Annotated in this window: 12 protein-coding genes and 1 pseudogene; 3 read left to right on the forward strand and 10 right to left on the reverse strand. The window is 43.3% G+C overall.

Annotated features, from left to right (window positions below):
* Positions 1-54 precede the first annotated feature (54 nt).
* Both AK966_RS00145 and AK966_RS00150 read right to left on the reverse strand, forming a co-directional pair.
* Positions 55-279, reverse strand: a complete 225-nt coding sequence (locus tag AK966_RS00145; RefSeq protein WP_099078777.1) for a hypothetical protein — start codon at positions 277-279, stop codon at positions 55-57.
* Between the two features lie 181 nt (positions 280-460).
* Positions 461-1,735 (reverse strand): MipA/OmpV family protein, encoded by a 1,275-nt coding sequence (locus tag AK966_RS00150; protein WP_099078815.1) that lies wholly within the window; start codon positions 1,733-1,735, stop codon positions 461-463.
* A 272-nt stretch (positions 1,736-2,007) separates the two neighbouring features.
* Between AK966_RS00150 and AK966_RS00155 the strand changes: the two genes are divergently transcribed.
* The 3 genes and pseudogenes from AK966_RS00155 to AK966_RS00165 all read left to right on the forward strand — a co-directional run bounded on the left by AK966_RS00155 (position 2,008) and on the right by AK966_RS00165 (position 3,366).
* A complete protein-coding gene (locus AK966_RS00155) occupies positions 2,008-2,358 on the forward strand; it encodes a hypothetical protein (protein WP_099078776.1) in 351 nt (116 codons plus the stop codon).
* A pseudogene (locus AK966_RS00160) lies at positions 2,359-2,777 on the forward strand (hypothetical protein); the annotation flags it as partial.
* 148 nt (positions 2,778-2,925) lie between these two features.
* Positions 2,926-3,366, forward strand: a complete 441-nt coding sequence (locus AK966_RS00165) for a TerB family tellurite resistance protein (protein ID WP_119463309.1) — start codon at positions 2,926-2,928, stop codon at positions 3,364-3,366.
* Between the two features lie 104 nt (positions 3,367-3,470).
* Here the strand turns inward: AK966_RS00165 and pheT are convergent, their stop codons facing one another.
* The 8 genes from pheT to infC form a co-directional block, all read right to left on the reverse strand.
* Positions 3,471-5,858, reverse strand: a complete 2,388-nt coding sequence (gene pheT / locus AK966_RS00170; protein WP_119463310.1) for a phenylalanine--tRNA ligase subunit beta — start codon at positions 5,856-5,858, stop codon at positions 3,471-3,473.
* A gap of 18 nt (positions 5,859-5,876) precedes the next feature.
* The gene (gene pheS / locus AK966_RS00175) at positions 5,877-6,860 is read right to left on the reverse strand and encodes a phenylalanine--tRNA ligase subunit alpha (RefSeq protein ID WP_099078773.1); all 984 of its coding nucleotides are present in this window, start codon (positions 6,858-6,860) and stop codon (positions 5,877-5,879) included.
* 292 nt (positions 6,861-7,152) lie between these two features.
* Positions 7,153-8,262, reverse strand: a complete 1,110-nt coding sequence (locus AK966_RS00180; protein ID WP_119463545.1) for a GGDEF domain-containing protein — start codon at positions 8,260-8,262, stop codon at positions 7,153-7,155.
* A gap of 422 nt (positions 8,263-8,684) precedes the next feature.
* Positions 8,685-9,494, reverse strand: coding sequence for a helix-turn-helix transcriptional regulator (locus AK966_RS00185; RefSeq protein WP_099078772.1), 810 nt, complete (start codon positions 9,492-9,494; stop codon positions 8,685-8,687).
* Between the two features lie 397 nt (positions 9,495-9,891).
* Positions 9,892-10,206, reverse strand: coding sequence for a heavy metal-binding domain-containing protein (locus tag AK966_RS00190; protein WP_099078771.1), 315 nt, complete (start codon positions 10,204-10,206; stop codon positions 9,892-9,894).
* A gap of 204 nt (positions 10,207-10,410) precedes the next feature.
* A complete protein-coding gene (gene rplT, locus AK966_RS00195) occupies positions 10,411-10,764 on the reverse strand; it encodes a 50S ribosomal protein L20 (RefSeq protein ID WP_004727974.1) in 354 nt (117 codons plus the stop codon).
* A 40-nt stretch (positions 10,765-10,804) separates the two neighbouring features.
* Positions 10,805-10,999, reverse strand: a complete 195-nt coding sequence (gene rpmI / locus AK966_RS00200) for a 50S ribosomal protein L35 (RefSeq protein WP_099078770.1) — start codon at positions 10,997-10,999, stop codon at positions 10,805-10,807.
* Between the two features lie 116 nt (positions 11,000-11,115).
* A complete protein-coding gene (gene infC, locus AK966_RS00205) occupies positions 11,116-11,667 on the reverse strand; it encodes a translation initiation factor IF-3 (protein ID WP_099078769.1) in 552 nt (183 codons plus the stop codon).
* Between the last annotated feature and the right edge of the window lie 2 nt (positions 11,668-11,669).

Genomic DNA, 11,669 nt, shown 5'->3' on the forward strand with positions numbered 1-11,669 from the left:
AGAGTACTTATGCTTTAAATGCTTGGTTTACGCAATCCTTGCAAGCATAGTGATCTAATTAACATTGTTGAAATCCACGCCAACTTCTGCAGACTTTTTAATCTCTTCTTTCAGGGCACTATATTCTTCAACCGTAATAACATTTTCATCAAGAGCTTTTTTAAGATCAACTAACTCCTGCCCTATTGTAGTGTGTCGATTTTTAACAACCGTCAGATCATTCCCTGTCATACAGCCCGTAAGTGCTAATGCCATCAGAATCAACAATACTTTTTTCATATTCACTTCCTTTTCTTCATTTTATTGGCTCATGCTACGGTGGTAAGCAATGCATTCACTCTACCCAATGTCATGCGAGCCATTCCCTTGTTGAACGCTCTATATATCATTTGACGTCATTTGATTAATTCATCGCCAAGCGCACAAAATAGTAACATGCAATCAAACAAAGTTCATGAGATTAAAAATTGTACTGAAAGTAAATGGTGTTGTAGTTACTGCCACCTTTGATACGACCAAACTGAGAAGCGCTCTCAAAAATCGCCGAACGGTGATGTAAAGAGTAACCAACCCACATATTTCCCCAATCTTTCTGGTTGAATAAATCGCCTACGTTGACATCGAACGAGAAGTCGAGATAATTGAGCAGGTTACTTGCCGTGTATCCCTTCTCCTCCATTTCAGTTCCTTCAATGTAGGTAACGTTATCAATATAAGAAACACCTTCTGCAACACCAAAGCGCCACTGGGTTGGCCAATTGAACGTGTAATACGCTTTGATCGCCACAACATATTCTGTACTAGATGATTGCACATCAGAAGACCAATGGTGAACAAGACCCGGCGTTAGGTAAAGATCAAGCGGGAAACCAAATATTTCATCGGTTAAAGGATGGCCATAGAATAACGACGTAAGTTGATTATTGTATTCATCTTTTTCCGCATTCAGTTTGAAGATATCACCAATATTTGAAGGTGTAGCCCAACCATGTGCTACTCGCAAATATGGTCGATTACTCAACTCTGACTTGTACGCTTTGGTCTTGTCGTGAAAGAATCCAAACCCGACAAAAAGTTCGCCTTGATAGCGGTCTTCGACTACTTGACTGCGATATGCCTCACTATCCAGTCGGGTAATGCTAGTTTCTCCCAACAGATATAAATTAGAAATCACATGGTAACGTGCTTTAATACCAAGGTTGGCGTCGATGCCCGCTCCGATTTTTTCACCCGTCACATCAGAAAATGAATAGTAAGCGCTGTTAAAGTCCGCATCTTTATAACGAATCGTAAAAGAAGGATCCAGTTTCCAATCGCCAAACTCATAATTTGCTGCTAGACGATAGTTTGAGTGGAACTGAAACTCATCATCCGTCATTAGTTCAACTTCAACTCGCCAGTTTTCATCCGCGTGGTACCGAACTTGGACACCAACATCGGCACGATCTCCCTCAAAAGCATTTTGGACGGACTTGGGAATATCAACAAAGCGTAGGCGGGTAATCGCGCTTATTCGCCAATTCGAGTCACGCTCATCATATAAAAACACGCCACCTTCGATACCGTCGATGTACAAATATTCATTTTCAAAGAACATCATTGGTACAAATGTGCTGACCGTAGAGTCGTCATCTGCCGTGTAAAAAGGAATTGATGCTGTGCGATACATTGCTGCAATGCCCCACTCTTGCTCTTGAGAAACGGGCTGAGCCCCTGCAGTTGCGTTGAGACACATGCCCAAAAATGCAATAGAAGCTCTAATAAAGTGCGTCATGTTTTCCTATATCACTGTAATTTTTAGAAATACTTGCGTATCAGTATATCCGAGTTTACCTGCCTATTTGTGAAAAATGTACAGCACTCATTAGACCGATACTCAAACCGCTTATTCGCCGCACAAATTAGCAGCAAAAAATGCGCTTTTTACTCCCTCTCTTTAATGAGATTTAGATTTTTGCCCAATTCACCGATACAATAAGCAACCAATGTTAGAAACCGCAATTTATAGTGAAAGCATCTGAACTTATCTCCATTTTCAATACATTTCCCGCGGGAAATGACCCCGATATCGTAATGGGTGAAGAATGGTTACCGGAACGACTGGTAGAAACCAACCTGAGTGGAGAAATGCTGTTTTTGCGCTTTGATAATGCACCGGAAGATAGCCAAGGTGAAGAAGAAGGACGTGGTTTTGTTGAACACGAAATCGACCTGATTCGCACCCGCCTACTGCAAATCCTCGACGAGAAGAGTGATAACTCATCAAAAGCGGACGCGATGTTAGGCTTATTTCTTATGGGGCATGAACTTAGCAGCTCACAAGTTATCGAAATACTCGAAGAAGACGCTTATTCATAAGTATACCGTATTGAAGATTGGCACTACACGATTCATACCTCACCGAAAGTCCTCGTGCTTGACACGCGAACGCGTCGTTGGCGCTCAGAGTCACGTATGACATTAAGCTCCGCTACCGAAAAAACAGCCCTAATATCTATCAAATTACGTGTAGTGGCATTAAGAATCCGTTCCCTGCAACACTACTCAGTTTTTGTGATGCCATAGATCGATTACTTTATAGCTCTCGCTCCCCTTTGGACTCGCTCACCAAGCGTAAACGCCTTAAATTTTTTAAGCGAGTGCCAAGTAATCATCACTTATATCGTTTAGTAAACCAAAGCGCTATTGGCGAACTGCGCTTGGAAGAGAATGGTAAGCCAAGTCAAATTAGTATCTTAACCAGCGATGGACAAGAACTTCCCTCCACGAAGTGGTAGAGTAGATTTCATCACTATTTATCTGCAACATAATGGATCGGTTAAGTCATTCGTTCGTACGAAACTTTAAGTCCGATGGCGATTAGCTCTTGAGATTTACTCAAACTAATCCCATCTTAAACTAATAAACTACTGCTTGGTGTTCGATATGTTCAATTCTCTCACCTCATTATTCAAACAGCTTATTGAAGGCTCTGACCTAAGCCAATCTAATTCACTGTCGCCAAACTTGGCCATCGCTTGTCTACTTTGTGAAGTTGCAGGAGCCGATCATGAAATCAATAATAGCGAACAAGCAACTAAACGGTCACTGCTCATGACGTTACTGTCAATCAACGAGCAGCAAACCGAAGCACTACTAGTGCAGGCACAAAATAAATCTCGCGAATCAACATCGTTATATGACTTTACATCCCAACTTAGAGAACTAACTCAAGAAACCCGATATGACTTGATCAAAAGTATGTGGGAAGTGGCGTACGCCGATGGAGAACTCGACCCGTTAGAAGAGGCTGTAATACGTAAAGCGGCAGAGTTGCTGTATGTCGACCATAGCGACTTCATTCGGGCAAAGTTGCAATCACAATAATAATACCAACCCACTGTGCCAACTAAATTACCTTAGAGCATAAAAAACCCTGCCGAGTTGGCAGGGTTTTTAGTCTCTCTTAGCAGAGATGAGGCCCGAAACGCTTAGTCTCGAAGAGCCGCACCAAACTTATCAGAAACGTGAGCAACGATAGCGTCAACCGCACCAGCGATGTCTGCATCTTCAAGCGTACGCTCAAGTGACTGTAGAGTCAGTGCGATTGCGAGGCTCTTCTTACCTTCTTCAACGCCTTTACCTACGTAAACGTCGAATAGTTTCGCATCTTTAAGGAACTCGCCGCCTTGCTCTAGACAAGCGTTCACGATGTCACCAGACGCGACTGCTTCGTCCACGACTACCGCGATATCACGACGGTTTGAAGGGAACTTAGAAAGCGCTACCGCTTCTGGGATCACTTTGCTGTTGATTGCAGACCATTCGATTTCGAATACGATAGTACGACCGTTTAGGCCAAACTTACGCTCAAGCTCAGGGTGAACTGTACCGATCACGCCCACCTCTTTGCCATCTATGATGATTGCCGCAGATTGGCCTGGGTGAAGTGCTGGGTGCTTCGCTGCTGCGAAAGAGTACGCTTTTTCGTTCGCAGATAGCTCTAGAATCGCTTCTAGATCACCCTTAAGGTCAAAGAAATCAACAGTGTTAGTTTCGATATCCCAGTGTTCTTCACCGCGAGTACCTGCGATAACACCAGCTAACATAGGCTCTTGGCGCATGCCGTTTTCTGCAGATTCACATGGGATGAAACGTAGGCCGTATTCGAATAGACGAACACGTGGCTGTTGACGCTTCTGGTTGTGAACAACCGTGTTCAGCAGACCTTGGATAAGACCAAGACGCATTGCTGACATGTCTGCAGAAATTGGGTTTGGAAGCACTAGTGGCTCAACACCAGGTACAACTAGCTTTTGTTGCTCAGGCTCAACGAAGCTGTATGTAATTGCTTCGTGGTAACCACGGTCAACAAGAAGATCACGAACACGTTTCAGTGGAAGATCCGCTTCAACGTGGTTGTGCATCTTAAGTGCTGCTGCTGGGTGTTGGTTAGGAATGTTGTCGTAACCGTAGATACGGCCAACTTCTTCAATCAGGTCTTGCTCGATAGCGATATCGAAACGCCATGTTGGTGCTACTGCTAGCCAACCTTCTTCCGAAGCTTCAACAGTCAAACCTAGACGCTCTAGGATTTCGACTACGTCAGCATCCGCGATATGGTGACCTAGTAGGTTGTCTAGTTTAGTGCGACGTAGCGCAACTTTGTTTGGCTTAGGTAGGTCTGCTTCAGACTCAACAGCAACAACAGGTGCTACTTCACCGCCACAGATTTCAACAAGAAGCTGAGTTGCACGCTCCATTGCGCTTACTTGCAGTGCGTAGTCCACACCACGTTCGAAACGCATTGAAGAATCAGTGTGAAGACCGTAGCTACGAGCGCGACCACGGATGTGGTCAGGTGCAAAGAATGCACACTCAAGTAGAACGTCTTTAGTTTCCGTTGTTACGCCAGACTGTTCGCCACCAAAGATACCTGCGATTGCAAGTGCTTTGTTGTGGTCAGCAACAACTAGTGTATCTGCGTTTAGTTCTGCTTCGCTACCGTCAAGAAGTGTTAGCTTCTCACCTTGCTCAGCCATACGAACTACGATGCCACCTTCGATCTTCGCTAGATCGAATGCGTGCATTGGTTGACCTTGCTCTAGAAGTACGTAGTTCGTGATGTCTACAACAGGGTCGATAGAGCGAATACCACAACGACGCAGTTTTTCTTGCATCCATAGTGGTGTTTCAGCTTGAACGTTTACGTTCTTAACAACACGACCTAGGTAACGTGGACACGCTACAGGCGCTTTCACTTCGATAGACACTTTGTCTTCGATTGAAGTCGCTACTGCTTCTACTGATGGCTCAGTCACGTCAGCACGATTTAGTACGCCAACTTCACGAGCTAGACCACGGATACTGAAACAGTCAGCGCGGTTTGCTGTTAGGTCAACATCTACGGTTACATCGTCTAGAGCTAGGAATTCACGGAAGTCAGTACCAATTACTGCGTCTTCTGCTAGTTCCATGATGCCGTCTGACTCAACATCAATGCCTAGTTCAGTGAACGAACAAAGCATGCCATGAGATGGCTGACCACGTAGTTTTGCTTTCTTGATCTTGAAATCGCCAGGAAGAACAGCACCAACAGTTGCAACTGCAACTTTCAGGCCTTGGCGGCAGTTAGATGCGCCACAAACGATGTCAAGAAGCTCTTCTTCACCAACATCTACTTTCGTCACGCGCAGTTTATCTGCGTCTGGGTGCTGACCACATTCTACAACGTGACCAACTTTAACGCCGTTGAACGTGCCTGCAACTGGTAGTACGTCGTCTACCTCTAGGCCCGCCATAGTAATTTGGTGTGTTAGTTCGTCAGTGGTAACTGCAGGGTTTACCCACTCACGAAGCCATGATTCGCTGAATTTCATAGTGATGAACCCTCTGGATTACTTGAACTGTTTTAGGAAACGAAGGTCGTTCTCAAAGAAAGAACGCAGATCGTTTACGCCGTAACGAAGCATTGTTAGACGTTCAACGCCCATACCGAATGCAAAACCAGAGTATTTTTCAGGATCGATTCCTACGCTACGTAGTACGTTCGGGTGAACCATACCGCAGCCTAGAACTTCTAACCACTTACCGTTTTTGCCTTTCACGTCCACTTCTGCTGAAGGCTCAGTGAATGGGAAGTACGATGGACGGAAACGTACTTCCACTTCTTCTTCAAAGAAGTTACATAGGAAATCGTGCAGGATACCTTTTAGCTGAGCGAAATTTACGTTCTCATCAACCAACATGCCTTCCACTTGGTGAAACATTGGCGTATGCGTTTGGTCGTAATCGTTTCGGTATACACGGCCCGGAGCGATGAAACGGAATGGTGGTTTGCCATTTTCCATCGTACGGATCTGTACGCCAGACGTATGAGTACGAAGCATCAAATCTGGGTTAAAGAAGAAGGTATCGTGATCAGTACGCGCAGGGTGATCCGCCGCGATATTAAGTGCATCGAAGTTGTGGAATGCGTCTTCGATTTCTGGACCAGACTCTGTGTTGAAGCCTAGTTCACCAAAGAACTTCTCAATGCGCTCAACGGTACGAGTAACTGGGTGTAAACCACCGTTCTCAATACGACGGCCCGGTAGCGTTACATCGATCGTTTCTGCGGCAAGCTTCGCTTCTAACTCAGCACGTTGTAGTGCATCTTTACGCGCTGCGATTGCTTGTTGAACTACGCCTTTCGCTTTATTGATCTCTTGACCCGCTTCACGGCGTTCTTCTGGTGGTAGTTTACCTAGGCTTTGAAGTTGAGTTGTTAGTTCACCTTTTTTGCCTAGATACTGAACACGCACTTCATCAAGTACGACTAGCGACTGCGCGGCTTCAATTGCTGCGCTCGCATTAGCAATGATCTCTTCTAGATGTTGCATCGTTTCCTCATCTACCTGCTGGTAGTGTCCATAAAGGAGTGATTGGTTTTTTGATAGCTGTACATAGTAGCCAAAGCCGCCACCAAAGCCAAATTGAATTATGAAAAGAGAAGGTTATTGAATAAAAAGAACGCAAAAACAGAAAAAAAGCAGTATTGCATTGGAATAATATCGGCTTTGTAAACGTAATTTTCAAAACCGATAAAGAAATCGGATGAATAGCTGCGGCTCTCAGTGCATACATCATCCGTTTCTATTGCGATTAAATAAAGAAAGGTGGGACAGTTTAAGACTAATGCTGAATACAGCGAACTTGGTTCTTGCCATATTGTTTGGCGAGATAAACAGCATTGTCTGCTAGCCTAATCAGATCGGTATAAGTTTCCATATCCTCTCTGCGCTCCGCAACTCCGACACTGATGCTGCCACGCCAAGGGTCGTACGATGTTGGTACTAACATGTTCGATATTTGCTTACGTACAGCTTCTGCGACATGCAGCCCCCCTTCTAACTCCGTATCTGGACAGATGACAAAGAACTCATCACCACCCAAGCGGCAAACGATGTCATCACTACGAAAATAATGCTTGAGTGCTTGCGCAAGCTCCTTTAACACCAAGTCGCCTGCCTCATGCCCACAAGTATCATTGACCTGCTTAAAGTAATCGGCATCGATCATGATACAAACCAAAGGTAAATCTTTGTGTTCATCGTCACTCCACAACTCTTGTAACGTTTTTATCGCACTCCTACGATTAGGAAGCTGTGTCAAAGAGTCGGTCAACGAAAGCACTTCGAGCTGCTTATTTGCTGTAGAGAGCTGCCGGGTTCGCTCTTCGACTTTTTCTTCAAGAACAAGGTTTAACTTAAGTAGCTCTCGATTTCGTTCTGATACTTGTGCAAACAGCGCGTTTAGGGCCTCTAATAAGGGCTCTGTTGACGCATTAACTTGTTGTTCTTGATATTCATACGCAGCTTTTGGCGACATACCTTCATTTATCGCAGCGACTTGCTTAGCCATATTCTGATCAATCCCCAAAATATGATAGGCCAACCAGTGGATCAGAAAATTCAGCAACTGCTCAGCGGCATGCTTATCTTCCTCATTAATAAAGCTCTGCATACTGATGATATCGGTCATAAATGCGCGATGAACTTGAACGTGTTTTTGAAGGTGCTCAGGATAAATACCGGCTTCTCGCATTAAGTTTTCTTCTTCTTTGAAGTGAAACTCTGCATAGCGGGATAATTCAAATAGTGCAATCTGAATATCAGTCATCGAGATGTTATTTTGTGCCAATAGTTCGCCGTACGTATTAATAAAGCCGACTAAATACTGGTGCTGCTCATCAACTTCTGCAATCCCTGTTTCAAAATATGTATCCCAACGAAATGAATTCAATACCATAACTCCCGCTCTAAATCCTAAATAACACAGGCCAATACCTAAGCTTAATATCAACAACACTTGCAATGCATAATGATCATTTTATCGATAAAACATATCAAAGGTGCACTCAATCAACTCAAATAATGACTTAGATCTATTTGATCGTGTTCATACGGTTAAATAATCCACTATACTGCCCAAAGGTGTTAAGCGGACAAGCTAAAAAATTAAAGTGCAATGCATTAGTGACGACGAGTGACGAGTTGAAAATGATACCCTAGTAATTAGAAATTGTAGGATTCCAAGAATGGTCACTGATTCAAGTTCAAGGGAAATAGCGCGGCGTAATTACGCACTCTTCCCCTTTGATGAATGATGAAATAACTTCGTGGCACGCTCTCAAAGGGCAAGGTTACTTGGGTATGAAAAACCGACTATATCGATAGGCTCGGCTTATCCCCTGCAGAAGCGATAGCGTAGCGAATATCATCGATAAAATTTTTGTCCGTTTGTACTATACCGTCAGAGAATATTACTGGAAGGTGCGGTCCCGCAATCAATAGGACATTAGTAAAATCAGATACGTTAAAGTTTTCTGCCACCACATTCTCCGAATGAAAATCTAGTACCGTTTTTGCCACTTGTTCTTCTAACTGAATAAGCTGCTCTTCAGTAATTTTCATGCGTGATAAGGCGACCCGAACGCACTTCTCGTACTGAGTTGTTTGCTCCTTAATTATCTCTGTATATTTATCGTTTAGTTTGGAATTATCAGCGTAGCTATAGTACAACGGACCATGCAGCGTAATATTTTTGCTTTCATCGACATATACGAGGTCGAGCAGTTCTAAAGCGCCAAGGTAGTCAGACATACTATGTTCAGAAAGGTCATATTTTTTCTTTAATATGGTGTAACCATCTTTACCACGTAACATTCGCAACTCTCGGTAAAAATCGTAAAGGTGAGGAAACTGAAAAAACACTTCATCCTGTGTATGGCTAAAATAGTCTTGATCTTCCGCCTGAAGGTTGTCTGCTAATTTCTGCAATTCGTCTAATGTACAATCCACCGCTCGGCAATATTCAAGTAACTTGTCCAACGCAAGATTAGTACTGGTTAAATGCCTCTTAAACGTAGAAAGAGGCATTCCCATTTTTTCAGATAGCTCTCGATATGTTAGCCCTTTCGCTTTAATCGCCTGCCGTAAAGCAGCTAACAAGTATTCGGGCGTAAGCTCTCTCATCTACAATTCCTTCTAAATATATTACATACACATTACATTTGTAACAATTTGAGATGAGTTGGCAAGCTATAAGTTCATATTTTTATATAAAAACCGCGAATCAATACACCCTATCACACATTTCCATAGCAAATACTCGCCATTAAATGCATGTAGCTTCATTATCAATAAAAAACTCCTAAGCAGTCAAATACCCCCTCAACCTTTTTTGAATCGGACTTATTACCAGTATGAGACTTAAAACTAAAAATATTAAACTAGACAGACTTATAATTGCAGAGCATTAATGCAGACCTTGAGTTCACATTTCGCATAATCACACAGAGTTCACTCTCAATGAGATTCGTCACATTTCATCTCACCTTATTGAAGTAAGCATGGAAGAAAGGAAAATATGTTAAGCGAACTTTACTGCGGTCCCAAACGCAAGTATTTCTGAAGAGCCATCAACGATAGAGCTGGTTGTAAAACGAATTCCAACAATGGCATCTGCTCCTTTATGTGTTGCCTCTTCTACCATGCGTTGTATGGCAATGTTGCGCGCTTCCGTCATCATTTCTGTGTATCCACGAATTTCCCCACCGACTATGCTTTTGAGCCCGGCCATAAGATCGCGTCCGATATGTTTTGACTGAACGACATTGCCCGTCACCACACCTCTGATTTCTGAAATTTCTCTTCCAGGAATGGTGTCCGTTGTTGTGTAAATCATTCAATACCCCTGCAAAATAGTTAGATTACCTCAGCAAATTACCATGTGAGGCACTATTGTAAATACCAAAGATACTAACTGGGAAAAAGAATTGAGAATTGAGAATTGAGAATTGAGAATTGAGAATTGAGAATTGTAGAGTAGTTTTGAAGGCAATAAAAAAGGAGAGCTAATGCTCTCCTTCTCTTAATCCTAAACTGCTAATTATAGAGCAGCTTTCGCTTTTTCAACTAGTACAGCAAATGCTGCTTTGTCGAATACTGCGATGTCCGCTAGGATCTTACGGTCGATCTCGATAGATGCTTTCTTAAGACCGTTGATGAAACGGCTGTAAGATAGACCATTTTGACGAGATGCTGCGTTGATACGTGCAATCCATAGTTGACGGAATTGACGTTTCTTAGCGCGACGGTCACGGTAAGCGTATTGACCAGCTTTAGTAACTGCTTGGAAAGCTACGCGGTAAACACGTGAACGTGCACCGTAGTAACCTTTAGCTTGTTTTAGAACTTTCTTATGACGTGCACGAGCTTGTACACCACGTTTTACGCGAGGCATTATGCTTCTCCTAAACTAAACGATTGATAACTAAAAAGAATTAAGCGTATGGCAACATACGAAGTACTGCAGCCACTTCACACTTAGGAAGGATTGCATTTGGACGTAGTTGACGCTTGTTCTTAGTAGTACGCTTAGTCAGGATGTGACGTTTTGTAGCGTGCTTGAACTTAATACCACCAGCAGTTTTCTTGAAACGCTTAGCAGCACCTTTGTTGGTTTTCATCTTAGGCATGATGAATAACTCCGCATTGAGTAGGTTTAATAAACAACGTAATTAGGGCGAACAAAACCCAGCCGCTTACCTTTAAAGGGAAACGGCTAGGTCTTAATTACTTGATGAGCCGTTAATTACTTCTTTTTAGGGGCAAGTACCATGATCATCTGACGACCTTCGATACGACTTGGGAAAGATTCTACTACAGCAAATTCCGCAGTATCTTCTTTCAAGCGATGAAGAACATCAACACCGATGTCTTGGTGTGCCATTTCTCGGCCACGGAAGCGAATAGTTACTTTCACTTTGTTGCCTTCTTCAAGGAAACGCGTCAGGTTGCGTAGTTTTACCTGATAGTCTCCAATATCAGTTCCAGGACGGAATTTAATTTCCTTAATCTGGACCTGTTTTTGCTTTTTCTTCTGCTCTTTCGCAGATTTGCTCTTTTCAAAGAGGAATTTACCGTAGTCCATCACTCGGCAGACTGGTGGCTCAGCGTTAGGACTAATCTCAACAAGATCCATACCTGCTTCTTCAGCAGCTGCGATCGCTTCTTGAATCGATACAACACCAACTGATTCACCATCAGCGCCTGTTAGTCGAACTTCACGAACGCCACGAATTTCACCGTTTAAACGGTGCGGGTTTTGTTTTACCGGCTGTTGGCCGCGTCTTCCGCCTTTAATAG

This window comes from Vibrio sp. PID23_8 (genome assembly GCF_003584965.1).
In the GTDB taxonomy this organism is placed as follows: Bacteria; Pseudomonadota; Gammaproteobacteria; order Enterobacterales; family Vibrionaceae; genus Vibrio.

Bases quoted from the DNA above. Each gene is read 5' to 3' on its own strand.
- AK966_RS00145 (WP_099078777.1), bottom strand. From the start codon at position 279: ATGAAAAAAGTATTGTTGATTCTGATGGCATTAGCACTTACGGGCTGT.
- AK966_RS00150 (WP_099078815.1), bottom strand. From the start codon at position 1,735: ATGTGTCTCAACGCAACTGCAGGGGCTCAGCCCGTTTCTCAAGAGCAA.
- AK966_RS00165 (WP_119463309.1), top strand. From the start codon at position 2,926: ATGTTCAATTCTCTCACCTCATTATTCAAACAGCTTATTGAAGGCTCT.
- pheT (WP_119463310.1), bottom strand. From the start codon at position 5,858: ATGAAATTCAGCGAATCATGGCTTCGTGAGTGGGTAAACCCTGCAGTT.
- pheS (WP_099078773.1), bottom strand. From the start codon at position 6,860: ATGCAACATCTAGAAGAGATCATTGCTAATGCGAGCGCAGCAATTGAA.
- AK966_RS00185 (WP_099078772.1), bottom strand. From the start codon at position 9,494: ATGAGAGAGCTTACGCCCGAATACTTGTTAGCTGCTTTACGGCAGGCG.
- AK966_RS00190 (WP_099078771.1), bottom strand. From the start codon at position 10,206: ATGATTTACACAACAACGGACACCATTCCTGGAAGAGAAATTTCAGAA.
- rplT (WP_004727974.1), bottom strand. From the start codon at position 10,764: ATGCCTCGCGTAAAACGTGGTGTACAAGCTCGTGCACGTCATAAGAAA.
- rpmI (WP_099078770.1), bottom strand. From the start codon at position 10,999: ATGCCTAAGATGAAAACCAACAAAGGTGCTGCTAAGCGTTTCAAGAAA.